Raw genomic sequence first — 26,810 nt, 5'->3', positions numbered from 1 at the left:
AATCGGAAGGCTCCATTTCTATGTTGATCGATCAAGACTCCGCGACGTGGTTAAGCATCCATTGCGTGCCGAATTTATCGGTCAGAATGCCGTAATATTTGCTCCAGAACGTTTCCTGCAGCTCCATCGAGATCGTTCCGCCGACCTTGAGCTTGTCGAACAGCGCTCTCATCTGTTCGGTGCTGCTGCTGTTGAATACGATGCTGACGTTGTTGCCGACGCGCAGCGGCATGCCCGGGAATACGTCCGAGAACATCAAGGCGGTGCCTTCGATGTCCAGTCGCGCGTGCATGATCAGATCTTTGGCTTCATCCGGCAGCGGAAAGTCCGGGTTCGGCGGAGCCGCGCCGAAAGTCATCATGTTCGATGCGTCCGCGCCGAACACTTCCGCGTAAAATTCGACCGCCTCGCGCGTGTTGCCGGCGAAATTCAAGTAAACGTCGAGCGCCATGAATTCAACTCCTTGATCGTTATGGGTAACCCGGATCTATTGTATCACGAGCTTGTCCGGGATAAAAACGAACGGCTTGACGAAGCGCCGATCGTTGGGTAAGATTGATCTTGCGGTTTATAATTTAGTAAATTAGTAAATCACAAAGTTGAAAACGCGAAAAGCGATCGCATGAAGGAGCTGACGAATATGAAAATCCCGACGACGTTAAAACATAAACCGGTCATCGTATCCGAGAATTACGCGAACGTGGACGGCCGTTACGCCCGGGTCACGGATACGCAAGGATTATCGCTCGGCCTGGCGCAATGGAACGACCGAGGCAAAGTCGATATCTCGGCGAAAGTCTGGCGCCATACGGGGGATAAGTGGTCCCGCCAATCCGAGGAGCTGCCGATGCACCGCGTGCTGGACCTCGCGATTTTGCTGACGCGCTCGATGGAGCATTTTCGCGAAGCGTACCGATTCCCGAAGCTGTACGACCCGGAGAACCCGGTCATCGACCGGATCGGGTTGCAGGGCGACGCGATGACGGTGGAAGTGTGCACGGACAACGAGAGAATCGACGAAGACATCAAGCTGTTCAGCCAGGCGCTTAACGACGACGGGGAACTGATCGGCGAGCGGCTCCGGACGCTGTCGGCCATATTGAAGGAAATGGGATACTGACATGCTGGATAAACAGAAGAAGAAGGAACTCTCCGCGGCTTACGCGCAATCGCCTCGGGCGATGGGCATCTATCAAATCCGGAATACGGAGAACGGCAAAGTTCTCGTAGACGGAACTTTGGACTTGGAAGGAGCGCGCAACCGGTTCGCGTTCTCGCGCCAGACGAACATGAATTCGGTGTTCGAATACAAGGACGACTGGCAAACGTTCGGTTCTTCGGCGTTCGTCTTCGAGGAGCTCGACCGCATCGCGCCTCGCGAGGAGCTGGCGGGAGATCCGAACGAACGGAAGATCTACAAGCAAGACGTCGACGCCTTGCTCGAGCTATGGCTCGACAAGCTGCAGCCTTACGGGGACAAAGGATACAATAAGCTTAAGAGAACGTAATAGAGATCGTTCGCGCGCGAACCCCGGCATCCGATTGCCGGGGTTCGTCTTGTATCCGGGGCAAGCGCCGGAAATCGATACGATTCGTAAAAATCACGCATGCGATCTAAAGAATGACCACCTCTCATTCTCGCGATCGTTCAGTATACTGAGTCTATCTCTTGGCTAACTTACACGAATGAAGAAGTGGCCGGCCAAGATAAGGAACCAACATTCGAGAGGGGTAGAAGAATGAAAAGATTCGCGAAGTCGTTTTCCCTGGTCATGATCGTTGCGCTGCTCGCCATGCTGGTCGCGGCGTGCAGCAAGAGCAAAGACATCGACGTAGGCATCGTGCTGCCTACGAAGGACGAAGAGAGATGGATCCAGGACGAACAGAGATTCAAAGACGCGCTGAAAGACACGAAGTACAAGACGGAAATTCTGTTCAGCGAAAAATCGTCCGCGAAGGAAAAAGAAAACGTAGAATCGTTAATTTCCAAAGGCATCGAAGTACTGATCATCTGTCCCGTAGACGGCGACGCTGCCGCTTCCGCGGTAGAAGCCGCGAACAAGGAAAACATTAAGGTCATCTCCTACGACCGTCTGATTACGAACACGGATGCCGTCGACTACTACGTGACGTTCGACTCCATCGACGTAGGCAGAAAACAAGCGCAATACCTGGTCGACAACGCGAAAGGAAACGGCCAACCGCTATACCTGTACGCCGGCGCCGCGTCCGATAACAACGCGTTCCTGTTCTTCCAAGGCGCGTGGGAAGTGCTTCAACCGAAGGTCGCCGACGGCACGTTCAAGATCGCGAACTCCAGCGAAGCGGTCGCGCTTCAAGACAAGACGGAGCTGTCCCGCGACGAAATGAGCAAAATCGTCGGCCAAGTAACGACGGGCTGGGATCCGAACGAAGCGAAAAACAAAGCGCAGTCCCACTTGACGGCCGCAGCTGCCGACGCCAAAGGCGACGTCGCGATTCTCGCTCCCAATGACGGTACTTCCCGTTCGATCGCCGACGTATTCGCATCCGATTCCGCAGTTACCAGTTACGTGATTTCCGGTCAAGACGCCGATAAATCGTCGATCCAATACATTATCGACGGCAAACAATCGATGACGGTATTCAAAGACGTGCGCACGCTCGTTAAAGACGCCATGGGCATGGCCGTATCGCTCTTGGAAGGCAACACGCCGGAGACGACCGGCGCTTATCCGAACGGTAAAACCGACGTTAAAGCCAAGCAAACGGACGTTATCGTCGTCAATAAAGAAAACGTAAAATCGGCGATGATCGATTCCGGCTACTATGCTGCCGGCGACTTTACCGGTCTGTAATCGCACATTGTTCAAACGGAATAGTGATAGATTCGTCTATCACTATTCCTTATTTCCAAGAGTTGTTTCGTTAAGGAGTGCTGGGCCATGAACAATCCATACTTATTGGAAATGAACAACATCTCGAAGGAATTCACGGGCGTGAAGGCGCTCAGCAACGTTAATTTCAAAGTCCGCAAAGGCGAAATCCACTGCCTGATCGGCGAGAACGGCGCGGGCAAGTCCACGCTCATGAAGGTGCTCAGCGGCGTCTATCCTCACGGGACGTATTCCGGGGATATCTTGTTCGACGGCGAGGTGCAGCGGTTTGCCCATATTAGCGACAGCGTGAACGCGGGCATCGCGATCATCTACCAAGAGTTGGCGCTGTTCCCCGACTTGTCCGTGTACGAGAACATCTTCGCCGGCAACGAGATTAGGAAAGGCGGCATCATCAACTGGAACGAGACGATCGTTAAGTCGCAGGAAATGCTTCGCAAGGTGAAGCTTGAAGTAAATCCAGAGACGCTGACCAAAGACTTGGGCGTAGGCAAGCAGCAGCTCGTCGAAATCGCAAAGGCGTTGAGCAAAGACGTCAAGCTGCTTATTTTGGACGAACCGACCGCCGCGCTGAACGAGAACGACAGCGAGAACCTGCTTCAACTGCTCAGGGATCTGAAGGAGCATGGCATCACGAGCATCATGATTTCCCATAAGCTGAAGGAAGTCATCGCGATCGCGGACAAGGCGACGGTATTGCGCGACGGTCATACGATCTGCACGCTGGACGCGGCGAAAGGCGAAATATCCGAAAGCGTCATCATCAAGAACATGGTCGGACGGGAGATCGACGACATCTATCCGAAGAGAGCGGACAAGAAGTACGGCACCCCTATTCTCGAGATCCGAAATTGGACGGCGTACGACGTGGAGCTTGGCCGCAACGTCGCCGCTAACATCAATCTGCAGGTGAAAAAGGGCGAAATCGTCGGGATCGCCGGCTTGATGGGATCAGGACGGACGGAACTCGCGCAAAGTATTTTCGGAAATCCGAAAGGCTACAAATTGCAAGGCGAACTGTTGTTGGACGGCAACAAAGTATCGTTCGCGCATCCGAAAGACGCGATCGAAGCGGGAATCGCATACGTTACGGAAGACCGTAAAGGCAACGGACTGTTCCTGATTCAGGACATTAAACAGAATATATCCGCGGCGAACCTTCATGCGATCGCAACGCGCGGCGTCATTCAACCGAACGAAGAAGTCAAAATTTCCAACGAATACAAACGGTCTTTGAATATAAAAGCACCATCCGTCGAGCAACTAGTCGGAAACTTAAGCGGAGGCAACCAGCAGAAGGTATCGCTTGGCAAATGGCTGTTCGTCGGCCCTAAGCTGCTGATTCTCGACGAGCCGACTCGCGGAATCGACGTCGGCGCGAAGTTCGAGATCTATACGATCATGAACAAGCTGATCAGCGAAGGCATGAGCATCGTCATGATCTCGTCCGAGCTGCCGGAAGTGCTCGGCATGAGCGACCGCATCTATATTATGGCGGAGGGCAAGATCAAGGGCGAATTGTCCATCGAGGAAGCGAATCAAGAAAAAATCATGCAGCTAGCGACGCAATAGGGGGAAGTCCGGTGAACATTATTAGCGAAGCGAAATCCTTGATCAAGGTTAACATTCGGGAATACGGGATGTATATTGCCTTGTTCGTCATTATGGTTACGTTCTCGATCTTGACGGACGGCTTATTCATGTCTTCGCGCAACATCAGCAACCTGCTAGACCAGATGGGCTATATCGCCGTGCTTGCCGTCGGCATGACGCTCGTCATCGTCATTCGGCATATCGACTTGTCGGTCGGATTCGCGGCCGGGTTCATGGGCGCGATCGCCGCCATTCTGCTCACGCAGGCCGGCGTTCCGTTCTACTTCACAATTCCGATTATACTCGTGCTGGGAATCGTCATCGGGATGTTCAACGGCGTGTTGGTCGCCAAGATCGGCATTCCGTCGTTCGTCGCGTCGCTTGCGGGCATGTTGATCTTCCGCGGAGCATTGCTGCAAGTTACGGAAAGCACGGGGACGATCAGCATCAAGGACGACAATTTCAACGCGATCGGCAACGGCTTCATTCCTGCGATCCAAACCGTAGGCGGGTTGCACCTGCTGTCGCTCATTCTTGGCGGACTGCTCATTTTGTTGTTCGTCTACGGCGAGATTCGCAAGCGCCGCAACAAGCAGCGGTACAATTTCGAAGTGATCTCCGGCACGATGTTCGCGATCAAGCTCGTGTTCGTCTCCGCGATCATCGCATATATCACGTGGATTCTCGCGGGCTACAACGGCTTCTCCTGGACGATGATCATCGTGCTGATCGTCGTCGCGATCTACCATTTCTTGACGACATCGACGGTGCTAGGCCGACATATCTACGCGGTCGGCAGCAACCCGGAAGCGGCGCATCTGAGCGGCATTAACGTCAAGAAGATCACGTACATCGTCTTCGGCTCGATGGGCATGCTCGCCGCGCTGTCGGGCATCATGTACACGGCTCGCTTGCAGTCCGCCACGACGACGGCAGGGACGCTGTTCGAGCTCGACGCGATCGCGGCAGCCTACGTCGGCGGCGTATCGGCGGCCGGAGGCGTAGGCAAAGTAACGGGCTCGATCATCGGCGCTATCGTCATGATGTCGCTCACGAGCGGCATGAACTTGATGGGCGTAGGCATCTCTTATCAGTACATGATTCGCGGCGGAGTGCTGGCAGCGGCGGTCATCTTCGACGTCATGACGCGCAAGAAGAGAGCGTAAGCAGGATTGACAACTAGGCGTATAATGAGACTGTCTCCCAAGCCATTCCCGATTCCCGGATGGTTGGCGGGACGGTCTTATTGTCTCTTATTCAGTCAACCGGAGAAACGGAGCGCATATCGGAACATGGCACAAGTCATCTTGAACGGGTTCATTCTGGCGATCGGACTCATCCTTCCGCTCGGCGTGCAAAATTTGTTCGTATTCAACCAAGGGGCGGCCCACGGCCGGTTCGTCAAGGCGCTGCCCGTCGTCGTCACGGCGTCGCTCTGCGACACGCTCTTGATCGGCCTTGCTGTCGGCGGAGTATCGGCTGTGGCGCTCAGCCATGAAGCGGTGAAGCTAGCGCTGATCGGTGCGGGCGTAATATTCTTGCTCTATATGGGGTGGTTGACGTGGCGCAGCAATCCGAGGCCAGACGGCGGCGAAGCGGAGAAGTTCACTTCGAAGCGGCAGATCGGATTCGCCATGTCGGTGTCGCTGCTGAATCCGCACGCGATCATGGATACGGTCGGCGTCATCGGCACGAGCTCGCTCCGCTACGGCGGCGCGGAGAAGTTCGTATTCGCCTTGACGTGCATCGTCGTCTCGTGGATCTGGTTCGCGGGATTGGCGTACGCGGGCCAAGCCGTCGGACGCGTCGATCGCTCGGGCGGCATGCTCCGCGCGTTCAACAGGATATCCGCGATCTTCATGTGGGGCACGGCGATCTATCTGGCCGGCTCGCTATTCGAATGAGCGTCGCTTGCGGAGGGTTGACGGGATATTCTCTCTCGGGTATATTCTCTATATGGAATATACATAGCAGAGGAGGACTCACTATGAGTCAGGAAGTCATCGCGTTCATCGATCAGTTGCCGGCATGGCAATCGGAGGTAGGACGTACGTTGCGCGATCTCGTTCTTCGCACGATACCGTCGGCGGAAGAGCGGATCCAGTACAAGAAACCGCATTTTCTGAAAAACGGGCATTACGCCGCGATCATCTCGCCGTCGAAGGACGCCATCGCGTTCATGATCATGAACGCGACCGGTCTGGAAGTTCCGAAGTCGTTCGACGGTCCCGAGGAGCGCAAATGGTTGAAAATCAAGCAAGGCGACACGCCGGACTACGAGCTGCTCGGCAAGTTGCTCGCACAGGCGTCGAGCTCGCTGTAAGTCGTCAGAATGCCTTGAAGGCGATCCAGATTCCGAACAGCATGCAGGCGATTCCGCCGACCTTGCACATGAAGTAGTAGAAGTCGGTCGGTTCCGGGTCCCTTACGTACAACCAATAGAAAGAAAGCTTGAAGTTGAGATCCTGGAATTTGCGATAACGGAAGCCGCACCAGCCGAATACAACGGCGGCGAGCGCGAGATAGAGCAATTCCGGCGTACCGCGCTTAAGGTGATATTCGGAGTAGGCGGCGATAACGAGCTGTGCGGGAGGATAGATCTCTTCGCCTTCGGATAGTATCCGATTATCGCCTGCATATCTCATAACGCCAAGCACGAGTTCGCCTTTGTCGTCGTAAGTCCACCACATGCCGTTATGGCGCTCGGAATCGTACGTTCGTCCGCCGGGATACGTTAACCTGTATTTCGAGGCCGGAGAGGTAACGGCTTCTTCGACCGTATACGATTCGCCATCGATCTCGACGATTCGTTTCCCGCCATCTTGGCGAACTTGCACCGAATCCGCGGTACTGCTGCGGTAGACGGCAAGTTCGCCTTTTTCGTCGGCCAGCCTAAAGAGATGGTTGTCGAGATAGAAGACAGGCTCCGCGAAGTAAGGCCGCGACAAAATAGCGATCATGGCGGATAGAGCGAGCAAGCATGCGAAGAAAACGACGGTCGGATTCGCGAGCTGCCGGAGTCGATTGCGATTCGTGTCCGTAGCGGATACCCCCTTTGCCTTTCCTGTTCAATTGTACGTCTTCCGCATGGTTCGGTTGCGCGTCGGGATAGATGCCGCTTCGACATCGCATGATAGGTGTATGAATACTTATATGCCGCATACGACGTTCATCGAAGGGGGAGCTGCACGTGTTACTGACCTCGGAGCAACGCATTACGCTGCACGGCTTCAATAACTTGACGAAGTCGCTCAGCTTCAACATGTACGACATCTGCTTCACGAAGACGAAGGAAGAGCGCGAGGCGTATATCGCCTATATCGACGAGCAGTACAACGCGGATCGGTTGACCGCCATCCTGAAGTCGGTCGCGAACATTATCGGCGCGAACGTGCTGAACATTTCCAAGCAGGACTACGAGCCGCAAGGCGCAAGCGTCACGATGCTCGTGTCGGAAGGGCCGATCGAGCAAGCGCCGAGCGAATCGTTCGAGGAATCGCCGGGCCCGTTGCCGGACGCGGTCGTCGCCCATCTGAACAAGAGCCACATTACGGTACATACGTATCCGGAATATCATCCCGACGAAGGCATCAGCACGTTCCGCGCCGATATCGACGTATCTACTTGCGGAGAGATATCGCCGCTCAAGGCGCTGAACTTCCTCGTCCGCTCTTTCGACGCCGACATCATGACGATGGATTACCGGGTAAGAGGGTTCACGCGCGATATTAACGGCTACAAGCTGTTCATCGATCACGAGATCAGCTCGATCCAGAATTACATTCCTTCCGAGATTCAAGACATGTACCACATGATCGACGTGAACGTGTACCAAGAGAACATTTTCCATACGAAGTGCAAGCTCCGGGAATTCGATCTGAACAATTACTTGTTCGGCTATACGAAGGATACGTTGAGCAGGGAAGAGCAGCTCGATATCGAGAAAAGCGTTAAATGGGAGATGGACGAAATTTTCTACGGGAAAAACATGACGTTCTCATGAGGAAATCCGAATCGGCGACCGCGGTCGGAAGGGGATTGCGCGCGCTTGTCGAATTGGATAGGGGTACGGGATAAACCTGTCGAATCCGACCGTTGGAGGCCATGTCATGAACGCGAAGTTCACGCATCAACAGTATCAGGTCCGCAAACAGATTCTGTCCCTTATGGGGGCGAAAATCGATATTTTCGACGGCAACGGCGAGCCGGTGCTGTTCTCCCAAATGAAGGCGTTCAAGCTGAAGGAAGACATACGGCTATATAGCGACGATACGATGTCGCAGGAGTTGCTGACGATACAGGCGCGCAGCGTCATCGACTTCTCTGCGACGTACGACGTCGTCGACGCGGCGACCGGACAACGCATCGGGTCGTTGCAACGCAAAGGGATGAAGTCGATTCTGAAGGACGAATGGATCATTCTCGACGCGAGCGAATCCGAGATCGGGCTTATCAAGGAAGACAGTCCGCTCATGGCGTTACTGAGACGATTCCTGACGAACCTCATCCCGCAGAAGTTCCACGTCGAAGTCGGCGGCGGCAGAGTCGCCTTGTTCAAGCAGGATCTGAACCCGTTCGTAGGCAAGCTGAACTTGGACTTCTCCTTGGATACGGACAAGAAGCTTGACCGCCGACTGGGTCTCGCCGCCGCGGTGCTGCTCGTGACGATCGAAGGACAGCAAGGCTAAGCATCGCACTCTCTCTCCGGAAGTAGGGTCGCGGAATGAACGAATACCGATTGACGAAGGAGCAGGCGCGGAAGTTCCTGCTCCTGAAGCATGGACTTCTCGGGGGATACAAGTTCCGCGGGAAGGACGGCGTGCTCGCGTATGCGAAGCAGGCGGGGTGTATCCAGTACGACCCGATCGACGTGTGCGGCAAGAACGCGGAGCTCGTGCTGCAATCCAGGGTGGCGGATTTTACGAAGGAAATGCTCTACCGGTTGCTGTATGAAGAGAGGAAGCTGGTCGATTACTTCGACAAGCAGCTGGCGATCGTCCCCGTCGACGATTGGCGATATTTCGCCAGATCGAGAGAGATGTATCGGCAGCAGGGCAGGAGCCGGGATAAGGTAGAAGAGGTCGCCGAACAAGTGAAAGCGTTCATTCGCGCGAACGGTCCAGCCAGCTCCAAGGACGTTCCTCTCAAGGAGACGGTCGATTGGTCGTGGAGCCCGACGACGTTATCCAGAGCGGTGCTCGAGACGCTGTACTTCCGGGGAGACTTGATCGTTCATCATAAGAAGGGAACGATCAAGCATTACGCGTTGTCGGAGGATCATATCGATGCGTCCGTCTTGGCGGCGGCTGATCCGAACGCCGACGAACGAGCGCACGCGGAGTGGTTCGTGCGGCGCCGGATCGGCGCCGTCGGGCTGCTCTGGAACAAGCCGTCGGATGCGTTCCTCGGCATCGACCGGATGAAGGCGGGGCCGCGCAACGAGGCGTTCGCCGGGCTGATCGCTGCCGGCCGGATCGTCGCGTGCGCCGTAGAAGGCATCAAGGAGTCGTTGTACGCGCTCGCTGAGGACGAGCCGATATTGCGAGAGGTTATCGCGTCGATGGCATCGATGAGTCTTCTTCCGCGCGTCGAATTCATCGCTCCGCTCGATAACCTCCTCTGGGATCGGAATCTCATCCGCGCGTTGTTCGATTTCGACTACAAATGGGAGATCTACACGCCTGTCGTTGAACGTAAGTACGGTTACTACGTGCTGCCCGTTCTATATGGCGACCGATTCGTCGGGAGAATCGAGCTCGTCGCGGACAAGAAAGCGAAGCGATTGAAAGTGCTTCATTATTGGCCGGAAGAAGGGGCGGAGACGGACGAGGCGTTCGGGGAGCTTCTGCGTGAGCGGATCGAGCGGTTCGCGGCGTTCAACGGTTGCGGGGAAGTCGTCGAGTCAACCCGCTGATCGTATGCCTATCGGCGATACGCGTACCGGTCCGGAATCTATCGGGCCGGTTCTTTGTTTTCCATCGGCGAATTCGATAGAATAAAAATGAATTCCATAGGCGAAGAGGAGCGTGGCGTAAGTGAAATTCAGTCAACTGGGCCGATCCGGCCTGAAGGTTAGCAAGCTGTGTCTTGGAACGATGAATTTCGGCGTCGATACGGACGAGAAGGAGTCGTTCCGCATCATGGACGCCGCGCTGGACGCGGGCATCAACTTCTTCGATACGGCCAACATCTACGGTTGGGGCAAGAACGCGGGCAGAACCGAGGAGATTATCGGGCGTTGGTTCGCCCAAGGCGGCGGACGCCGCGAGAAGGTCGTCCTGGCGACGAAGTTCTACGGCGACATGAGCGACGAGAACGACGGTCCGAACGGCGAAGGCGGTCTCTCGGCATATAAGCTGCGCCGCCACTTGGAGAGCTCCCTGAAGCGTCTGCAGACCGATCATATCGAGCTGTACCAGATGCACCACGTCGATCGTAACGTCTCCTGGGAAGAGCTGTGGGAAGCGTTCAGCGTCGTGCTGCATCAAGGGAAGATCGGTTACGTCGGCTCGAGCAACTTCGCCGGCCGCGACCTCGTCAAGGCGCAATACGAAGCGAAGACGAGCCGCATATTCGGGCTCGTCAGCGAACAGCATAAATATAGCTTGCTCTGCCGGCTTCCGGAGCTGGAGGTGCTGCCGGCCGCCGAGGAGCTCGGCATCGGGGTCATCGCGTGGAGCCCGCTGGACGGCGGCTTGCTGAGCGGACACGCGTTGAAGCCGGTCGAAGGCTCGAAGCGGGCGGGCGGCAACCAAGAGCGCGTGGAGCGCCACCGCGACCAGCTTCTCGCGTTCGAAGCGCTCTGCCGCGATATCGGCGAGAGCGAAGCGAACGTCGCGCTTGCGTGGACGCTCGTACATCCGTCGATGACGGCGCCGATCATCGGGCCGCGCACGCTCGGGCAGCTCGAAGGCGCATTGCGCGTCGTCGACATCTCGCTCGACGAAGCGACGTTGAAGCGGCTGGACGAGATTTTCCCGGGACCGGGCGGTTCGGCGCCTAAAGCTTACGCTTGGTAATATAGACGGGATGAGGCGGGTTCGCGATGCGAACCCGCTTTTTTTAGCGCTGTCTGATAACGTTAATTCGGCGAAACGTAGGGTGGTAGCAGATTAGTGCTGTCTGATAACGCTATTTGGGAGAAACGTAGGATGGTGGCGGATTAGCGCTGTCTGATAACGCTATTTCGGCGAAGCGTAGGATGGTGGCGGATTAGCGCTGTCTGATAACGCTATTTCGGCGAAACGCAGGATGGTGGCGGATTAGCGCTGTCTGATAACGCTATTTCGGCGAAACGTAGGATGGTGGCGGATTAGCGCTGTCTGATTGGACCTCTGTCAAGAAAGTGGACACTCGTTTAGCGGAATTATGCTGTTGCGCATCCTTCGAAGCGTGCAGCAAATCGCACTGGAGAAATGTACCCTAGCGAGCCATGGATTCTTTTACGGTTATAGAAAAACTCAATGTATCTGAATATTGCCTGGTATGCGTGTTCCTCTGTCTTAAAAGTGGGTCTGCAATAGATTAGTTCTTTTTTGAGGATGCTGTGAAACGACTCCATGCTGGCGTTGTCGTAACAGTTGCCTGTACGACTCATGCTTGCCTCCATGCCGTATTCTGCAAGCTTCGCTCTGTATTCCTTGGATGCATATTGCGAGCCCCGATCGGAGTGGTGCAGTAAGCCGGCCGCTGGCATTTTGGCCTCATACGCGTCTTCTAGCGCCCCAAGGACAAGGTCGGTCTGCATGCGTCTGCCAAGCCGCCAGCCAACAATCTCGCGCGTACAAAGATCCATGACGCTAGCTAAATAGAGCCGATGTTGCCGGCAAGCGATGTAGGTGATGTCGGTCACCCAAACTTGATTCGGTAATGCGGTTTGGAACTGTTGGTTAAGCGTATTGGGTGCGATGTCTTCATCGTGGTTGGAGTCCGTCGTTGTCACCTTGAATTTGCGGGATACACATGAACGCAGCCCGAGCTCGGACATGTAGATGCTGACAGTACGCTCCGTTATCGACAGCTTCTCTTCCTGAAGAAGATGCGTGATTTTGGGGCTCCCGTAGCGCTCTTCGTTGTCATGAAAGTGGTAGAGGATTCGTTGCTTGGCGTAAGCTTTTCGAAGCTCGCTCTGGCTAGGCGATGCGCCCCTCCACTTGTAATATCCGCCCTTAGAAACGCCAATTGCTTTGCACATCTTCTCCACTGAAAATTCGGAGCGATGATCTTCAATGAATTGAAACCTTACTTCCTTGGTTTGCTGAAGATGTGCACTGCCTTTTTTACGATAGCGAGTTCCTCCTCGACATCGGCAATACGGCGTTCTTTTTCTTGGAGCTGTCTCTCTTTTTCCCGGAGCTGATGCTCCAACTGACGTACTTTTTCGATGCTCGCAACTGGTTCATCCTCGAAAGTACGATACTTGCTCATCCATTGATGAACCGTGCTAGATGGGATATTTAACTCCGTTGCAATGTCGCTAACCGTTTTCGTCTGTTCTTGAATGAACTTAACCGTCTGTCGTTTGAATTCATCCGTATACCGTTGTCGTTGCTCGCCCATGCGAACACCCCCTGTTAAGACTATTATGGAAATTCTCTTAACGGGTGTCCACTTTTCATTCTAGGTGCAGATAACGTTATTTCGGCGAAACGTAGGAGGGTGGTGGATTAGCGCTGTCTGGTAATGTTTAATAGGCGAAAAAACTATGGTACCGCTTTCTTCATCCTCTTTCAGGACGAGTTAATAACTGGAAAAAAATTCAATGCCGAAAAATACCATCGGCTTCCAATTAAAGAAATCCTTAAATGGTGAAAAGCGGCAAATGCCACTATCATAAACAGTAATCTCTCATTTTTCGAGGGAATCCGACAATCTTCATCACAGGGGGAAATTCATGAGATCGGTTAGGGCAAAGCTTCTGGGGGCTTTCGGCATCGTGCTCGTCTTCGTCTTCGCTTTGGGCTACACTTCGTTAACGCAATTGAAGAAAGAAAACGACCTCACGAAAGACATTGCGACGAATTGGATGTACGGCATCGAAGTGATCGGTCAGATCAATCTGAACATCGAGAAATTTCTAGGCAATTATTATCAGTCTTTAATGACCAAGGATGCAGAACAACTGAAGGCGTTGGCCGAATCCCGTAACGTGCTGGTGGAGCAAATCGCCGCAGGCATCGCGGATTACGAGAAGACTACGACCGAAGCCGAAATGGCTTATTACGACGAACTAAAGCGCGCGTGGGGGGGCTTCATGGCGATTCTCTCGCAGTCGAGTTCTTCCGCCGGCGGCGAAACGAAAACGGCTTCCGAGGATGCGAGCAAGGCGTTCGCCGATCTGCGGGCCGCGATCGACACGTTGATCGCCTACAACCATGACGGTGCGGTCAAGAGCGAAAAGGACAGCGACAGCATGTTCGACAAGACGGCGGGCACCGTGTTCTTCCTGGGAATCGGCATTCTGATCGTCATCGCGGCCGTCGCGACGTACTTGTACTTGAACTTGACGCGCCCGATCAAAGCGACGACGGACGTCATGAACAAGGTCGCGGAAGGCGATCTAACATCCGAGCCGCTGCCGGAAAACCGCGGCGACGAATTCGGCGTCATGATGCGCTCCGTCAACCGTACGGTTACCAACTTGCGGACATCCGTCCGTCGGATGCAGGAGGCATCGTCTTCGGTCGCCGCCGCTTCCGCGCAAATGCAGGCGAGCACGACGCAGAACGCCGAAGCGGCGAAGCACGTGTCGGCTTCGATCGACCAAGTGGCTGTCGGCTCGGAAGAGCAAGCTACGACGGCGTCCGAGAGCGGCCGCGTCATCGACGAGATGGCCGGCGGCGTCACGCGGATCGCGGAGACGACCGGCGAGGTGGCGGAGCTGTCCGAGAACGCGGCCGCGTTGGCGGCGAACGGCCTGGAGAGAATCGAGGACGTCGTCGACCGGATGCACCGCGTCTCCCAAGCCGTCGAGCGCTCCGGCGAGACGATTCGCAAGCTGGAGGAGCAATCGGCCAGAATCGGCGAGATCTCCGGATTGATCAGCGATCTCGCGGCGCAGACGAACCTGCTGGCGCTCAACGCTTCGATCGAAGCGGCCAGGGCCGGCGAGCATGGCCGGGGCTTCGCCGTCGTGGCAGGGGAAGTGCGCAAGCTCGCGACGCAGAGCAGCGAGTCTTCGCAAGGCATCATCGAACTGATCGAATCGCTTCAGCAAGAAACCTATAGCGCGGCGACCGGCATCCGGTCGAGCCTCTCCGAAGTGCAACAAGGCGTCGCAGCCGTCGAGCATGCGGAGCAGGCGTTCAAGGATATCGCCCATTCGACCGGCGAAGTATCCGGCCGGGTGCAGGAAGCAGCTTCCGCTTCCGAAGAACTCGCGGCAAGCTCCGAAGAAGTCGCGGCCTCCATCGCCAATATGGGACATATCGCCAGACAGACGGCGGCCATGAGCCAGCAAGTGGCGGCTTCGACCGAAGAGCAGCTCGCCTCGAGCGAAGAGATGGCCCAATCGTCGCAGAAGCTCGCGGATATCGCGGACGATCTACAAGAACTGGCAAGCAAGTTCAAAGTGTAACGAACAAGAAAAATACCGTTCCGCAAGCCTTATGGCCGCGGAACGGTATTTTTGTTCTAGGACGCGATGTCCGCCCAAATCTCGTCTTCGACGTCTAACGTAATCTGCGACGGGTATACGCGCTGATTGTATTCGGTCAACATATACCGCATGATCGCTTCCTTGATGTTCGCTTCGATGATGAAGCGGCTGCGGCCTTGCACCGTCACTTCGGCGCTGAAGCCTTGTTCCTCGTCGTAGAGCAGCTCGACTTCGACGCTCTCGACGGGAACCTCGTGACGCTCGGCCAGATGAAGGCAGACGGCGTTAACGATTTCGTCCATCGTAATTCGCATGGGCGATTACCAGCGAGGACCGTTGCCGTTCGGATCTTGCGGCTGACGGCGGCGATTCTTGAACCGGTCGTAGATCGCCCGGAATACGACGAACAGGACGAACAGCGCGAGCACGTTGATGATCAAGCCGAAGAAGTTGCCGAGAGCGCCCATGCCGGCGAACATGCTGCCGAACATCAGACCGGCCAAACCGCCGATCATGAGCCCTTTCATCATGCTGCCTCCGGAGAAGAAACCGCGGTTTTGCGTCGTCGACGCGCCGGACGCGGCGCTGGATTTATTCGTGGTGGAGCTTTGGGATACGCCATCGGACTTCGAAGGCGTCTTCGAGAACGACTTCTTGCCGGAGCTGAACGAACGCGGTTTCGCGTCGACGCTCTGCGCGGGTACCGTTACAGCGGCCGTGAACGCGAATAAGGTGAAGACGAGTAGCGCTTTTTTCCACATGTGATTGTTGGCCTCCAGTGAGATGAGAAAATGTTAATGCCTATTCATACGTGCGGGTTTCGTTCCGGTTTCGGATTCGCGCATAGAAATTTGTGGGATGCTTGCGCGGACCGATTGCGTTATGCTAAGGACAATAGGACTTGATATGCGAAAGGAGCCGACGGATGACGGAACTCGCGCCTTATCCAGATGAATATATCCAATACTTGGCCGAATATTACGGCTCCCGCGATTATTTCGAATGCCATGAGATCATGGAGGAATATTGGAAGGAACATCCCGAATCGCCGCTTCTCGGCTGTTGGCTCGTGCTTATTCGCATTGCCGTCGCCCAATACCATGCCAGACGCGGCAATCGCGCGGGGGCGTTGAAGTTGATGGGCAAGGCGGCGCAAGAGACGGACGCGACGCTATTCGATCGTCTCGGCATCGACGGAACGGAGTTGAAGGCGCTCCTGGAGCGTAAACGAGCCGAGTGGGAGGATCGCGAGTCGATCGCGTACGAGGACTTGGATCTGCCGATTACCGACGATGCGCTTCTCGAAGCCGCGAGGCAGAGAAGCGCGTCGTGCGGCTACCCGTGGGGGATCGGCGGTCAAGACGCGGGCGTGTCGGTCGTCGACCGGCATAAGCTGCGCGATCGCGGCGACGTCATCGCTGCCAGAGAATCGTCGGCCAAGCGCAAAGCGCTTAGCCGTTCGATTCCAGATACCGATAGCCGTCGATGACTTTCTCCAATTCGCCGGTCTGCGGATCGATGATGAGTCCGTGGATCGGGGTGTTCGGAGGCAATAGCGGATGGTTGCGAACGATGTCGACGCTGTTCTCGACGCTCTCCCGCACGCTGTCGAAGCCGGTAAGCCAGCGGTTCAAGCTGACGCCGGAATGACGGAGCGTATGGATCACGCTCTCGGGTACGCCGCGGTCCTTCATATGGCCGACGACCGTGTCGGGATCGATTCCCGTCATGCCGCAGCCGTGGTGACCGATGATGAACACTTCGTGCGCGTTCAGCTCGTACAAGGCGACGAGGACGCTGCGCATGATATTGCCGAACGGGGCGGTGATGATCGCTCCCGCGTTTTTGATGATTTTGGCGTCGCCGTCCTTCAGGTCCATCGCCTTCGGCAACAGCTCCGTCAGCCGCGCGTCCATGCACGTCACGATAACGATCCGCTTATCGGGGAAGTTACGTTCGATTTCCTCGTAAGCCTTGTTCGCGACGAATTGTTCGTTGAATGTCATGATTTCGTCGATCTTGCGCATTGCGAGCCTCCATTCCTGCAACTTCCGTTAGTGGTGGGACGTCGTGCGGTCTTGCAGCTTCAACCGGTTCGTATAGGTTTGTCCGTCGCTCGACAGCTTGAAGCTGCGATGCTCGGGCAAGTAGGCGACGCGAAGCTTGTCGTCGAAGAATACGATATGCTGGGGCTTGACCCACGCCTCGCCGCCGTTCGTGCCGGCTTGCACGTCGTCCGGCTCCGGATCCGTCACGAGCCAGAACGTCGGCACCCCGCTGACCGAACAGCCGCAATCTTCGGAATCGAACACGAGCTTCCACCGCACGGCGTCCGGGCCGAACCTCGCTTCGCGTTCGCGAAGCGCTTCCGCGCTCCATTCGATGTACATACGGATCGCTCTCCCTTCATTAGGTTGATTATAAATATTGCGGGGAGTATGATCAAGGAGACATTATCCAGTCGCCGACACGCGAACACATTCCGCCGCCGAAAGGACGTGCTTAGTCGATGAGCCATACCGATACGCAGAACGACGACGCGTTAACCAAATTCAAAGCCCTGACGGGCAAAATCAAACAGTTCGACGAGCTGCTCGGCGTCGTCTATTGGGACATGCGCACGGGCGCGCCGCGCAAAGGGATCGCCCAACGATCGGAAGCGGTAGGCGCGCTGTCCGCCGAATCGTTCAAGCTGGCGACGTCCGCGGAAATGGGCGAGCTGCTCGCCGAACTAACGAATCCGGAGCAGTTGGCGAAGCTCGGGGAGATCGACCGGCGCCTCGTGACCGAGACGAACAAAGACTACGAGCGCAACCGCCGCATTCCGCCGGAGCTGTACCGGAAGTACGTCGTTCTTACTTCCCAAGCCGAATCCGAGTGGGAAGTCGCGAAGGAGAACAACGACTTCGAAGGCTTCGTTCCTTACTTAGAGCAAATCGTCGATTATAATCGCAAGTTCATCGAACTATGGGGACGCAAGGACACGCCGTACGACACGCTGCTCGACATGTACGAGCCCGGTCTGACGACGGTGGAGCTCGACCGGCTGTTCGGCGAGCTTCGGGCGCGCCTCGTTCCGCTCGCGGAGGCGATCGCGAAATCCGAGCACCAACCGGACACGTCGTTCCTCGAAGGCACGTTCGACAAGGAAGCGCAGAAGCGGTTCAGCAAGCTGATCTTGAAGGAAATGGGCTACGACTTCGACGCCGGCCGGCTCGACGAGAGCGCGCATCCGTTCGCGACGGGACTGTCCACCGGAGACGTGCGGATTACGACGCGGTACTTGCCGAACGACGTGACGAGCGCGCTGTTCGGCACGATCCACGAGGGCGGCCATGCGCTCTACGAGCAGAACATCATGCCGGAGCTGGCCGGCACGCCGCTGTCCACGGGCACGTCGATGGGCATTCACGAATCGCAGTCCCGCTTGTGGGAGAACATGGTCGGACGCAGTCTCGGCTTCTGGCAACGATACTTGCCCGACTTGAGAGCTCAATTCCCCGGACTGCTCGACGACGTAACGCCGGAGCAATTCTATCGCGGCATCAACGTCGTGCAGCCATCGCTCATTCGTATCGAAGCCGACGAGCTGACTTACAACCTTCACATCATGATCCGCTACGAGATCGAGAAGATGCTGTTCAACGAAGGACTGAATCCACGCGACCTGCCGGAAGTATGGAACCGCAAGTACGAAGAAGCGCTCGGCGTCAAGCCGGCGAACGACGCGGAAGGCGTGCTGCAGGACGTGCATTGGTCCGGGGGGGCGTTCGGGTACTTCCCTTCGTACTCGCTCGGCAATATGTACGGCGCGCAGATGATCGCCACGGCACGGAAGCAGCTGCCGGAGCTCGACGCGCAGATCGCCGCCGGCAATCTGCTGCCGCTCAAGGAATGGCTCACGGAGCGCGTGTATAAGTACGGCAAGCTGCTCGATCCGTCCGAGATCATCGAGCAGATCAGCGGCAAGCCACTCGAATCGACGCATTTGTGCGATTATTTGGAGCAGAAGTACAAAGACATCTATAAGCTGGATTAAGGCGCGGAGGACGGAGCGGAGGCGACTCTCGCTTCGTCCTTCTTTGTGCGCCGTCGTCGACCGTTGGAGGAGATTCGCATGGGATTTCGCGTCATTAAAACCGCGGTCGCCACGCTGACCGCGATATATACGGCATACTTGCTGGGACTGGACAACCCGCTCGGCGCGGGCTTACTCGCCATTCTCGGCGTGGAGACGACGAGGTGGCGCGGGCTGCGTACGGTGTTCGCCAGGTTCATGGCTTCGGTATTCGGCCTGTTCCTCGCGTCCGTCCTGTTCGAAACGATCGGGTTCTATATTTGGGTATTATCGATCTACATCGTCCTCGCGTATCCGATTCTGTCCCGCGTCGGACTGAAGGACGGCATCATTACGGGCTCCGTCGTCGTGTTCCATCTGTTCGCCAGCGGGGAAGTCTCGGGCCATACCATCGGTGCCGAATTGCTGCTGCTGACGATCGGCTTCGGATGGGCGACGGTGTTCAATCTGGTCTACATGCCGAAGGAGAAGAAGACGCTGGAGCGGTTGCGCGCCAAGGCGGAGGAAGCGTTCTCGGGCATCTTCCGCGAGCTGGCGGCGCACTTGCGCGATCCCGACAAGGTGTGGGACGGCGAAGAGATGCTGCAGGCCGGGCAAGCGATCGACGAAGGCATCGAGGTCGCCGGGCGGGCGCGCGAGAACAGGCTCGTTCCGCAGGACGAGCCGTGGCTGCTTTATTTTCACATGAGGCGGGGACAGCTCGATTCGATCCAGCTCATGATGGAATCGGTCGCCTTCGTATCGAGGCGCGTTCCGCAGGCCGAGCTGATCGCGGCCCTGTTCGACCGGTTGACCGAGGACGTGAAGTCCGAATTTTACGAGGGAGAGACGGAGAGAAGGCTGGGCGATCTGGAGGGCAGCTTCCGCGGAATGCCGCTCCCCGCAAGCCGCGAGGAGTTCGAGATGCGCTCCTCGCTGTTCCATCTGTCCCGTGAATTGCGTCGTTATTTGTCTATCGCGAGCCGCGAGAAAAAACGGAAGTCTCCTTCCGCGGGTACCGTCATACAATGAGTCGTAAATGCGCTATGCGGGACTACATTTTTGTCACTCTAGACGAATGTCCTGCATAGACTTTAAGTGACTTGATCGTATGGAGGAGGTCTACCGACAATGGCTATTGCGGATAAACGGCTGCAGTGCAGGGAAATCATCACGAAGGCGGTTTGCGGAAAAGGCCGGAAGTTCCAGGCGGTTTCCCATACCGTGTCGCCGCCGCACTCTCCGACCAGCATTCTGGGCGCGTGGATTATCAATCACCAGTATGAAGCGGTGAAATCGGGGGACGGAATCGAGGTAATCGGGTCATACGACATTAACATCTGGTACTCGTACAGCAAGAACTCGCAGACGGATGTTGCCAAGGAGACGATCTCGTACGTCGAGCTCGTGCCTCTATCGTACGTAGACCCGAAACACCGCACTTCCACGGAAGAGGTATCTGCGGAGGCAACGCAGGAACCGAATTGCGTGGAAGCGACGGTGAGCGCCAACGGTTCGTCGGTCCACATCCGCGTCGAACGGGAATTCGCCGTGGAGATGGTGGCGGAAACAAAAGTGTGCGTCGCCGTATGCCCTGGCGGTTGCGACGACGACGGCAAAGACGGAGATTTCTCGCTTGGCGACGATGGAGACTTCGAGGATCTCGATTCCGATCTGTTAGACGACGAGTTGTAATCGGTGCGGTCTTAAGGCCGGTACTTATGTCTATGCTGAAGCGGAACAGAAGTCGAGGGCGAATGCCCGATCATGACGGTGGGAAAAGCCTGTTTTTGGCGACAGCCGATGCAGGCTCCATGGTTTGGAACGCGGAACAGGGTCATTCGGCTTCGGCGACGTATCGCCAGCGGGACGGCCCTTCCCGCTTTTTTGTTGTGGGGGGCGGTTGTGGGGAAGGGGGATGCGATGTGGGCGATAGCGGGGGTCAAGCATGGTTGGCGCGCGGCAAAAAATCCAGCGCTAAGTGGATGGATGCGTCCGGCGTTCCCGAGCTTCGGGCGGATGCGCGCATTCGGAACAACGATTGCGTACTGATCGTCGACGACTTATGGCCACTATCCCTTTCGGTCAGGGGCGAGGGGGAGGAGGGGCCGGATGGCTCGGTATCCCCGTGGCTCATGAATCGGTCCGCGCGCAGGCTCGCTTCGCTGGCTCCGGCGGAGATCGAGCGCAGATTGCGCCGCGAAGGGCTTGCCGCCTCAATTGATGGCGCCACCGTCAGCGACACATGGTCCGCGAAGGCTCGCAGATTCAAGGCAACGATATTCGATCTGGCGATGGTGGATGTGCATCGCGTGTACGACGAACGATACTTAGCGGATACCCTACGCGCCGTCGCTTCAATCGACGATCGCCTGCGGAACATTATCGCGAAGGCCGCGACGCGCGCGCTGTATATGCTCGGTCTAGATTACGGCGAAGTCGAAGTCGAGCTCGACGACTGGGCGAGAGCGACGATCTTCGCGATTCGGCCGCGGTTGGCTCCGTCTCCAGGGGAGGCCGAAGGCGCGCTGGCGGAAGCCGTCTCCGCGTTCTCCGCGGCTTGGACGTCGGAGACGAAGGATAGCGTCGCCGTGACGCTCGGCGCGGACCCCGAGTTCGTCATGCTCGCGCCGGACGGCAGAGTCGTTCCGGCGTCGCGGTTTTTGCCGCCGGGCGGCGACGCGGGTTGCGACTCGGTCGTCATCCGCGGCGTCCGCCGCTGGCCGCTGGCGGAGCTAAGACCCGAGCCCGCGACGGAGCCCGCCGCCGTCGCGGCCAGCTTGCGCCGCCTGCTGACGGCGGCGGCGCGAAGAACGGCCGGCGCGCAGCTCGCGTGGCGCGCCGGAACGGGACCGGTGCGCGGCCTGCCGCTGGGCGGGCACGTGCACCTGAGCGGCGCCGCGCTGACCGGCGAGCGGCTGCGCGCGCTGGACAATGCCGTCGCCCTGCCGCTGCGCCTGCTGGAGCCGCCGTCCGCCGCGGCTCGCCGCCCGCGCTTCGGGGCGCTCGGCGACTTTCGCCGCCAGAGCCATGGCGGCTTCGAGTACCGGACGCCGCCGAGCTGGCTCGTCTCGCCGCGGCTCGCTTGCGGTGCGCTCGCGCTGGCGAAGGTCGCGGCGGAGCATTCCCGCGAGTTGGCTTCGCGTCGCCCGCTCGACGATGACGCCGTGCGCGACGCTTTTTACTCCGACGGCGACCGGGGAGCGCTGCTCGCCGGTGCTGCCGCCGTTCACGCGGCGCTGGCTTCCACGAGCGGTTACCGCAAATACGAGTCGCTGATCGAGCCTCTGTTCCGGTCGATCGAGCGGGGAGTCACCTGGAATGAAACGGCGGATTTGCGGGAACGCTGGGGAATCACCGTAAAGTGAACGCTGCGCCAAGTAAGTTGCCCCGCAGACATTCGCAGGCTTTTTTTGCTATAATAAAGCGAATATCCGTTCGAAAGCTCGAACATTCACGATACATACTCGGAGGTTACGATGGCCGGTTACACTCCCATGATGGAGCAATATTTGTCCGTTAAAGCGACCGCGACGGACGCGCTATTATTTTTTCGCTTAGGCGATTTCTACGAAATGTTCTTCGACGATGCGGTGACGGCCGCGCGAGAGCTCGAGATTACGCTGACGGGCCGCGGCGCGGGGCAGGAGGAACGCATCCCGATGTGCGGCGTTCCGTACCACTCCGCCGAAGGCTATATCGCCAGGCTGATCGACAAAGGCTATAAAGTCGCGATCTGCGAGCAGGTCGAAGACCCGGCGACGGCCAAAGGCGTCGTCAAGCGCGAGATCGTGCGCATCGTCACGCCCGGCACGGTCATGGATACGCGGGCTCTCGGCGACGGCGCCAATAACTTCATCGTCGGCGCGGCGACTTTCGGCGACCGGTTCGGATTCGCCGCGTGCGATTTGACGACCGGCGAGCTGTACGTGACATCGTTCCCGACGACCGCGGAGGCAGTCAAGAACGCCCTCGGCGTGTACCGTCCATTGGAAGCGGTCGGCGACGAACGCGCGCTCGCCATGCTGAGCGAGGCGGTTGCCCCGACTCAGCGGACCCTCGTGACGACGCTGCGGGATGCCAGCGATCTCGCTTCGTTGTCCGCGCAATTCCCGGACGAGCGATGGGACGGGCACGAAGCGGTTCGCGGAATGGCGGTCGCCAAGCTGGTCGACTACTTGAACGAGACGCAGAAGCGTTCGCTCGATCATATTCGGGCCGTTAAGGCGTACGACTCGGAAGCGTATATGGCGCTGGACGCGTTCACCCGCCGCAATCTCGAGCTGACGGAGACGGTCCGCGACAGGTCCCGCAAGGGCACGCTGCTGTCATTGCTCGATCGCACGCGCACGGCGATGGGATCGCGGCTCTTGAAGCGGTGGATCGACCAGCCGCTGCTCGACAAGAGGCAACTGAACGAACGGCTTGACGCCGTCGAGTCGCTTCACCAAGATTGGCTGCAGCGCAAGGAGCTTCGGGACGAGCTCGGCGAAGTGTACGACCTGGAGCGGCTGACGGGCAGAATCGCCTACGGCACCGCGAACGGCCGCGACTTGAACGCGCTGAAGTCGTCTCTCGAACGCGTTCCGGCGATTCAACGGCTATGCCTGTCCTTGAACGCGGGTCCGCTGACCGCGCTCGCCGATCGAATGGACGCCTGCGGGGATCTCGCCGCCGCGATCGGACAAGCGATCGCCGACGAGCCGCCCGCGAACGTCCGAGACGGAGGACTCATCCGTCCCGGCTTCGACGCGAAGCTCGACACGCTGCGGGAGGCGAGCGCGAACGGCAAGCAATGGATCGCCGAGCTGGAGCGCCAAGAGCGCGAGGCGACCGGCATCAAGTCGCTGAAGATCGGCTTCAACAAAGTGTTCGGCTACTATTTGGAAGTGACGCGCGCTAACCTCGGCAGCTTGCCGGAAGGCAGGTACGAGCGCAAGCAGACGCTTGCTAACGCCGAGAGGTTCGTGACGCCGGAGCTGAAGGAGAAGGAAGCGCTCATCCTGGAAGCGGAAGACCGGATGGCCGACTTGGAGCACGAGATTTTCCTTGGACTGCGCGACCGGATCGCCGGACAGATGGCGCGCTTGCAGCGACTCGCCGAAAGCTTGGCGTCGCTCGACGTGCTGCAGGCGTTCGCGGAGGCGAGCGCCGAGCGCAGATATACCCGTCCGAGCTGGACGGAAGGAGACGGGTACGATCTGACGATCGAGGACGGCCGTCACCCCGTCGTCGAGTCGGTGAACGAGAACGGCGTGTTCATCGCCAACGATACGAATCTATCGCGGGATAACGGTTCGATCCTGCTCATCACCGGGCCGAACATGGCCGGTAAGAGTACATACATGCGCCAGGTGGCGATGATCTGCCTGATGGCGCAGATCGGCTGCTTCGTGCCGGCTCGCCGCGCCGCGCTGCCGTTCGTCGACCGCATCTTCACGCGGATCGGCGCCGCGGACGATCTCGTCGGCGGGCAGAGCACGTTCATGGTCGAGATGAAGGACATTCAAGTGATGACCGAGCAAGCGACCGCGCGAAGCTTGATCATCATCGACGAGCTCGGCCGCGGCACGTCCACGGACGAAGGAATGGCGATCGCCCAGTCGGTCATCGAATACGTGCACGACCATATTCGCTGCAAGGCGCTCGTCTCGACCCACTATCACGAGCTGGCGCACTTGGAGAATTCGCTGTCCGGTCTGAGCAACGGCTGCATGGCGGTCAAGGAAAGCTCCGAAGGCGTCACGTTCCTGCGCAAGCTCGTTCCGGGAGCGGCTGATTCGAGCTACGGCATCTATTGCGCGCAGCTCGCCGGCTTGCCGGATACGATCGTCAACCGCGCGTACGGCTTGCTGAAGGACGCCGGATCGCTATCGGCGAAAGAAGCCGCCGTCACCAAAGAAGCGTCATTCGCCGTCGCTGCGCAATCGCCTGTATCCATCGCGAAAGAATCGCCGGCAGCCTATGTGCCGCCTGCCTCGTCTACGCCGGCAGCCATCACGCCGCTGGCCGTTCCTGCGCCGGCCGGCGGCGAAGCTTCCTCCATCGGCGTTTTCCAGCTGTCGATGTTCGCAGAGCCGGCCGCTCCGGCGAAGCCTGCCAAGGCGACGACGCCCGCGCAAGACAAGCTGCTGGACAAGCTCCGCAAGCTGGACGTCATGCGCATGACGCCTCTGCAGGCGCTGGAGTGGCTGAACGACGCGCGCAACCAACTTACGGAGAGCGGTGAATCGCAATGAAGCTAGGACGCTTGGGAAGAAAGTCGGTCGCGTCGTTGCTCGGCATCGCGCTGTTGATCGGCCTAACGCCGGTCGCGTCGGCGGCCGACACGCCGGAGCAAGTCAAGGAAGTCAGGCAGCTGCTGCTGAACTATCATTACGGGAATCCGAGCGAAGCGTCGCTGAGCATGGACGACATCGACGGAATGATCAAGACGCTTAACGATCCCTATACGCAGTTTTTCGACGCGGCGGAATGGAAGGCGTTCAACTCCGTGCTGGAGCAGACGTTCGTCGGCGTAGGCATCGTCATGCGGCAAGAGAAAACAGGCATCGCCGTCGACGACGTCATACCGGGCAGTCCTGCCGCTTCCGCGGGCATGCAAGCCGGCGACGTGCTGGCGACCGCCGCGGGTCAATCCCTCAAAGGCAAGTCGACCGCGGACGTCCAGCAATTGCTGCTAGGCAAGGAGGGGAGCCTCGTTTCGCTCACCGTGACGAGGGCAGGGAAGAAGATCGACTTCATTCTGCAACGCAAGACGATCCACTTGCCGACCGTGACGTCCCGAATGCTCGGCGAAGGGGTAGGCTACTTGTCGCTGTCGGGCTTCACGTCCGACGCGGCCGCCGAAGTGAAGAAGCATCTCGAGGAGCTCGAAGGCAAAGGCATGAAAGCGCTCGTGTTCGATCTTCGCAACAACGGCGGCGGTTACGTCGATACGGCGCAGAAGATCGCGGGTCTGTTCCTGGAAGAAGGCGTCCTCGCGCACATGCGCGACAGAGAGGGCAACGATACGCCGCTCGAAGTCGATGGGGAGAACAACGATTATCCGGTGACGCTGCTCGTGAACGGCAACTCCGCGAGCGCGTCGGAGCTGCTGGCGGGAGCTTTGCAGGATTATGGCATCGCCAAGCTGGTCGGCACCCAGACGTACGGCAAAGGCGTCGTGCAGTCGATCGTCACGATGCAGAGCGGCGGCGTCCTGAAGCTGACGATCCGCCAATATTTCACCCCGAACGGACGTCAGGTCGACAAGGTCGGTTTGACGCCTGACTTGACGGTACAAGACCCTGCGAGCCAGCTCGTGGAGGCTTATCGCGCGGCGGGCGGCCATAAGGTGGAGCTGACCGCGACGTCGGACGTCGTCACGATGTCGGGCATTCGCACTAGCGAGCCGTCCGCGGCGATGAAGAACGCCAAGGGCGTATGGTACGTGAACATCCGCATGGGCGCTTCCATCGCCGGAGCGACGCTGAAGTACGACGCCGACAAGCGCGTGTTCACGCTAACCAAAGGGAAAGTCGTGCGCACGATTCTCTCGAACGACCCTCGCCTCTTCGTGAAGAACGGCCGGACGATGATCGACGTGAGAGTGCTCGAAGAGTGGTACCCGGGCTTCGACCATTCCGTCTCGGACGAGACGATCAAGCTGTCGGACGCGGGATAATCGAACGAGCTTACGCGGAAA

27 protein-coding genes are annotated in these 26,810 nt (G+C 57.9%); 19 read left to right on the top strand and 8 right to left on the bottom strand.

Annotated features, from left to right (window positions below; translation table 11 throughout):
* Positions 1-31: 31 nt before the first annotated feature.
* Positions 32-451 carry a VOC family protein gene (locus tag ACFQZG_RS02375; RefSeq protein WP_378149653.1) on the bottom strand — a complete coding sequence of 140 codons (420 nt, stop codon included), beginning with the start codon at positions 449-451 and terminating at the stop codon, positions 32-34.
* Between the two features lie 189 nt (positions 452-640).
* On the opposite strand from ACFQZG_RS02375, the gene ACFQZG_RS02370 reads away from it, so the two are divergent.
* From ACFQZG_RS02370 to ACFQZG_RS02340, 7 genes are all read left to right on the top strand, one after another.
* Positions 641-1,120 (top strand): DUF6530 family protein, encoded by a 480-nt coding sequence (locus ACFQZG_RS02370; RefSeq protein ID WP_378149652.1) that lies wholly within the window; start codon positions 641-643, stop codon positions 1,118-1,120.
* Position 1,121: 1 nt separating this feature from the next.
* Positions 1,122-1,508: a GIY-YIG nuclease family protein gene (locus ACFQZG_RS02365; protein ID WP_378149651.1), complete on the top strand. Its 387-nt coding sequence runs from the start codon at positions 1,122-1,124 to the stop codon at positions 1,506-1,508.
* 231 nt (positions 1,509-1,739) lie between these two features.
* On the top strand, positions 1,740-2,837 hold the full coding sequence (locus ACFQZG_RS02360; RefSeq protein WP_378149649.1) for a sugar ABC transporter substrate-binding protein: 1,098 nt from the start codon (positions 1,740-1,742) through the stop codon (positions 2,835-2,837).
* 87 nt (positions 2,838-2,924) lie between these two features.
* Positions 2,925-4,448, top strand: coding sequence for an ATP-binding cassette domain-containing protein (locus tag ACFQZG_RS02355; protein ID WP_378149647.1), 1,524 nt, complete (start codon positions 2,925-2,927; stop codon positions 4,446-4,448).
* A gap of 11 nt (positions 4,449-4,459) precedes the next feature.
* Positions 4,460-5,635: a sugar ABC transporter permease gene (locus ACFQZG_RS02350; protein WP_378149645.1), complete on the top strand. Its 1,176-nt coding sequence runs from the start codon at positions 4,460-4,462 to the stop codon at positions 5,633-5,635.
* 126 nt (positions 5,636-5,761) lie between these two features.
* Positions 5,762-6,373 carry a LysE/ArgO family amino acid transporter gene (locus tag ACFQZG_RS02345; RefSeq protein ID WP_378149644.1) on the top strand — a complete coding sequence of 204 codons (612 nt, stop codon included), beginning with the start codon at positions 5,762-5,764 and terminating at the stop codon, positions 6,371-6,373.
* A gap of 83 nt (positions 6,374-6,456) precedes the next feature.
* Positions 6,457-6,792, top strand: a complete 336-nt coding sequence (locus ACFQZG_RS02340) for a DUF1801 domain-containing protein (RefSeq protein ID WP_378149642.1) — start codon at positions 6,457-6,459, stop codon at positions 6,790-6,792.
* A gap of 4 nt (positions 6,793-6,796) precedes the next feature.
* Here ACFQZG_RS02340 and ACFQZG_RS02335 read toward each other — a convergent pair whose 3' ends face one another.
* Positions 6,797-7,429 carry a DUF6199 family natural product biosynthesis protein gene (locus ACFQZG_RS02335; RefSeq protein WP_378149641.1) on the bottom strand — a complete coding sequence of 211 codons (633 nt, stop codon included), beginning with the start codon at positions 7,427-7,429 and terminating at the stop codon, positions 6,797-6,799.
* A gap of 230 nt (positions 7,430-7,659) precedes the next feature.
* Between ACFQZG_RS02335 and speD the strand changes: the two genes are divergently transcribed.
* The 4 genes from speD to ACFQZG_RS02315 all read left to right on the top strand — a co-directional run bounded on the left by speD (position 7,660) and on the right by ACFQZG_RS02315 (position 11,488).
* A complete protein-coding gene (gene speD / locus ACFQZG_RS02330) occupies positions 7,660-8,472 on the top strand; it encodes an adenosylmethionine decarboxylase (RefSeq protein WP_378149639.1) in 813 nt (270 codons plus the stop codon).
* A 106-nt stretch (positions 8,473-8,578) separates the two neighbouring features.
* Positions 8,579-9,157 (top strand): LURP-one-related family protein, encoded by a 579-nt coding sequence (locus tag ACFQZG_RS02325; RefSeq protein WP_378149638.1) that lies wholly within the window; start codon positions 8,579-8,581, stop codon positions 9,155-9,157.
* A gap of 35 nt (positions 9,158-9,192) precedes the next feature.
* Positions 9,193-10,383, top strand: coding sequence for a winged helix-turn-helix domain-containing protein (locus ACFQZG_RS02320; RefSeq protein ID WP_378149637.1), 1,191 nt, complete (start codon positions 9,193-9,195; stop codon positions 10,381-10,383).
* A gap of 121 nt (positions 10,384-10,504) precedes the next feature.
* The gene (locus tag ACFQZG_RS02315) at positions 10,505-11,488 is read left to right on the top strand and encodes an aldo/keto reductase (protein ID WP_378149636.1); all 984 of its coding nucleotides are present in this window, start codon (positions 10,505-10,507) and stop codon (positions 11,486-11,488) included.
* A 347-nt stretch (positions 11,489-11,835) separates the two neighbouring features.
* On the opposite strand, the gene ACFQZG_RS02310 is transcribed toward ACFQZG_RS02315, so the two are convergent.
* Together ACFQZG_RS02310 and ACFQZG_RS02305 are read right to left on the bottom strand one after the other, a co-directional pair.
* On the bottom strand, positions 11,836-12,699 hold the full coding sequence (locus ACFQZG_RS02310) for an IS3 family transposase (RefSeq protein WP_378150427.1): 864 nt from the start codon (positions 12,697-12,699) through the stop codon (positions 11,836-11,838).
* 11 nt (positions 12,700-12,710) lie between these two features.
* Complete coding sequence (locus ACFQZG_RS02305; RefSeq protein WP_378149634.1) at positions 12,711-13,028, bottom strand: LA_3659 family protein; 318 nt, start codon at positions 13,026-13,028, stop codon at positions 12,711-12,713.
* Positions 13,029-13,362: 334 nt separating this feature from the next.
* Here ACFQZG_RS02305 and ACFQZG_RS02300 point away from each other — a divergent pair, with 334 nt between their 5' ends.
* Positions 13,363-15,045: a methyl-accepting chemotaxis protein gene (locus ACFQZG_RS02300; protein WP_378149632.1), complete on the top strand. Its 1,683-nt coding sequence runs from the start codon at positions 13,363-13,365 to the stop codon at positions 15,043-15,045.
* 56 nt (positions 15,046-15,101) lie between these two features.
* On the opposite strand, the gene ACFQZG_RS02295 is transcribed toward ACFQZG_RS02300, so the two are convergent.
* Both ACFQZG_RS02295 and ACFQZG_RS02290 read right to left on the bottom strand, forming a co-directional pair.
* The gene (locus tag ACFQZG_RS02295) at positions 15,102-15,380 is read right to left on the bottom strand and encodes a DUF2653 family protein (RefSeq protein ID WP_378149630.1); all 279 of its coding nucleotides are present in this window, start codon (positions 15,378-15,380) and stop codon (positions 15,102-15,104) included.
* A 6-nt stretch (positions 15,381-15,386) separates the two neighbouring features.
* A complete protein-coding gene (locus ACFQZG_RS02290) occupies positions 15,387-15,827 on the bottom strand; it encodes an SHOCT domain-containing protein (RefSeq protein WP_378149629.1) in 441 nt (146 codons plus the stop codon).
* A gap of 164 nt (positions 15,828-15,991) precedes the next feature.
* On the opposite strand from ACFQZG_RS02290, the gene ACFQZG_RS02285 reads away from it, so the two are divergent.
* On the top strand, positions 15,992-16,555 hold the full coding sequence (locus ACFQZG_RS02285) for a DUF309 domain-containing protein (protein ID WP_378149627.1): 564 nt from the start codon (positions 15,992-15,994) through the stop codon (positions 16,553-16,555).
* On the opposite strand, the gene ACFQZG_RS02280 is transcribed toward ACFQZG_RS02285, so the two are convergent.
* Positions 16,518-17,093, bottom strand: coding sequence for a beta-class carbonic anhydrase (locus tag ACFQZG_RS02280; RefSeq protein WP_378149625.1), 576 nt, complete (start codon positions 17,091-17,093; stop codon positions 16,518-16,520). The genes ACFQZG_RS02285 and ACFQZG_RS02280 overlap by 38 nt on opposite strands.
* Before the next feature lie 27 nt (positions 17,094-17,120).
* Entirely contained in the window at positions 17,121-17,456 is a 336-nt protein-coding gene (locus tag ACFQZG_RS02275; protein WP_378149623.1) for an iron-sulfur cluster biosynthesis family protein, read from the bottom strand.
* A gap of 119 nt (positions 17,457-17,575) precedes the next feature.
* Here ACFQZG_RS02275 and ACFQZG_RS02270 point away from each other — a divergent pair, with 119 nt between their 5' ends.
* The 6 genes from ACFQZG_RS02270 to ACFQZG_RS02245 all read left to right on the top strand — a co-directional run bounded on the left by ACFQZG_RS02270 (position 17,576) and on the right by ACFQZG_RS02245 (position 26,789).
* Positions 17,576-19,105, top strand: coding sequence for a carboxypeptidase M32 (locus ACFQZG_RS02270; protein WP_378149621.1), 1,530 nt, complete (start codon positions 17,576-17,578; stop codon positions 19,103-19,105).
* Between the two features lie 78 nt (positions 19,106-19,183).
* Positions 19,184-20,155: an aromatic acid exporter family protein gene (locus ACFQZG_RS02265; RefSeq protein WP_378149620.1), complete on the top strand. Its 972-nt coding sequence runs from the start codon at positions 19,184-19,186 to the stop codon at positions 20,153-20,155.
* Between the two features lie 99 nt (positions 20,156-20,254).
* Positions 20,255-20,818, top strand: coding sequence for an outer spore coat protein CotE (locus ACFQZG_RS02260; RefSeq protein ID WP_378149618.1), 564 nt, complete (start codon positions 20,255-20,257; stop codon positions 20,816-20,818).
* 230 nt (positions 20,819-21,048) lie between these two features.
* Positions 21,049-22,491 carry a putative amidoligase domain-containing protein gene (locus ACFQZG_RS02255; protein WP_378149617.1) on the top strand — a complete coding sequence of 481 codons (1,443 nt, stop codon included), beginning with the start codon at positions 21,049-21,051 and terminating at the stop codon, positions 22,489-22,491.
* A gap of 111 nt (positions 22,492-22,602) precedes the next feature.
* The gene (mutS, locus tag ACFQZG_RS02250) at positions 22,603-25,362 is read left to right on the top strand and encodes a DNA mismatch repair protein MutS (protein WP_378149616.1); all 2,760 of its coding nucleotides are present in this window, start codon (positions 22,603-22,605) and stop codon (positions 25,360-25,362) included.
* Positions 25,359-26,789: a S41 family peptidase gene (locus tag ACFQZG_RS02245; RefSeq protein WP_378149614.1), complete on the top strand. Its 1,431-nt coding sequence runs from the start codon at positions 25,359-25,361 to the stop codon at positions 26,787-26,789. The genes mutS and ACFQZG_RS02245 overlap by 4 nt, the downstream gene beginning before the upstream one ends.
* Positions 26,790-26,810: the final 21 nt, after the last annotated feature.

Origin of the sequence: Cohnella sp. GCM10027633, assembly GCF_042675445.1 — a bacterium.
Taxonomy (GTDB): Bacteria; Bacillota; Bacilli; order Paenibacillales; family Paenibacillaceae; genus Cohnella.
The sequence above is the reverse complement of the archived record's forward strand: the minus strand, read 5'-3'. Positions and strand labels throughout refer to the sequence as shown.

Bases quoted from the DNA above. Each gene is read 5' to 3' on its own strand.
- ACFQZG_RS02375 (WP_378149653.1), bottom strand. From the start codon at position 451: ATGGCGCTCGACGTTTACTTGAATTTCGCCGGCAACACGCGCGAGGCG.
- ACFQZG_RS02370 (WP_378149652.1), top strand. From the start codon at position 641: ATGAAAATCCCGACGACGTTAAAACATAAACCGGTCATCGTATCCGAG.
- ACFQZG_RS02365 (WP_378149651.1), top strand. From the start codon at position 1,122: ATGCTGGATAAACAGAAGAAGAAGGAACTCTCCGCGGCTTACGCGCAA.
- ACFQZG_RS02360 (WP_378149649.1), top strand. From the start codon at position 1,740: ATGAAAAGATTCGCGAAGTCGTTTTCCCTGGTCATGATCGTTGCGCTG.
- ACFQZG_RS02355 (WP_378149647.1), top strand. From the start codon at position 2,925: ATGAACAATCCATACTTATTGGAAATGAACAACATCTCGAAGGAATTC.
- ACFQZG_RS02345 (WP_378149644.1), top strand. From the start codon at position 5,762: ATGGCACAAGTCATCTTGAACGGGTTCATTCTGGCGATCGGACTCATC.
- ACFQZG_RS02340 (WP_378149642.1), top strand. From the start codon at position 6,457: ATGAGTCAGGAAGTCATCGCGTTCATCGATCAGTTGCCGGCATGGCAA.
- ACFQZG_RS02335 (WP_378149641.1), bottom strand. From the start codon at position 7,429: ATGATCGCTATTTTGTCGCGGCCTTACTTCGCGGAGCCTGTCTTCTAT.
- ACFQZG_RS02325 (WP_378149638.1), top strand. From the start codon at position 8,579: ATGAACGCGAAGTTCACGCATCAACAGTATCAGGTCCGCAAACAGATT.
- ACFQZG_RS02320 (WP_378149637.1), top strand. From the start codon at position 9,193: ATGAACGAATACCGATTGACGAAGGAGCAGGCGCGGAAGTTCCTGCTC.
- ACFQZG_RS02305 (WP_378149634.1), bottom strand. From the start codon at position 13,028: ATGGGCGAGCAACGACAACGGTATACGGATGAATTCAAACGACAGACG.
- ACFQZG_RS02300 (WP_378149632.1), top strand. From the start codon at position 13,363: ATGAGATCGGTTAGGGCAAAGCTTCTGGGGGCTTTCGGCATCGTGCTC.
- ACFQZG_RS02295 (WP_378149630.1), bottom strand. From the start codon at position 15,380: ATGCGAATTACGATGGACGAAATCGTTAACGCCGTCTGCCTTCATCTG.
- ACFQZG_RS02290 (WP_378149629.1), bottom strand. From the start codon at position 15,827: ATGTGGAAAAAAGCGCTACTCGTCTTCACCTTATTCGCGTTCACGGCC.
- ACFQZG_RS02285 (WP_378149627.1), top strand. From the start codon at position 15,992: ATGACGGAACTCGCGCCTTATCCAGATGAATATATCCAATACTTGGCC.
- ACFQZG_RS02280 (WP_378149625.1), bottom strand. From the start codon at position 17,093: ATGCGCAAGATCGACGAAATCATGACATTCAACGAACAATTCGTCGCG.
- ACFQZG_RS02275 (WP_378149623.1), bottom strand. From the start codon at position 17,456: ATGTACATCGAATGGAGCGCGGAAGCGCTTCGCGAACGCGAAGCGAGG.
- ACFQZG_RS02270 (WP_378149621.1), top strand. From the start codon at position 17,576: ATGAGCCATACCGATACGCAGAACGACGACGCGTTAACCAAATTCAAA.
- ACFQZG_RS02265 (WP_378149620.1), top strand. From the start codon at position 19,184: ATGGGATTTCGCGTCATTAAAACCGCGGTCGCCACGCTGACCGCGATA.
- ACFQZG_RS02260 (WP_378149618.1), top strand. From the start codon at position 20,255: ATGGCTATTGCGGATAAACGGCTGCAGTGCAGGGAAATCATCACGAAG.
- mutS (WP_378149616.1), top strand. From the start codon at position 22,603: ATGGCCGGTTACACTCCCATGATGGAGCAATATTTGTCCGTTAAAGCG.
- ACFQZG_RS02245 (WP_378149614.1), top strand. From the start codon at position 25,359: ATGAAGCTAGGACGCTTGGGAAGAAAGTCGGTCGCGTCGTTGCTCGGC.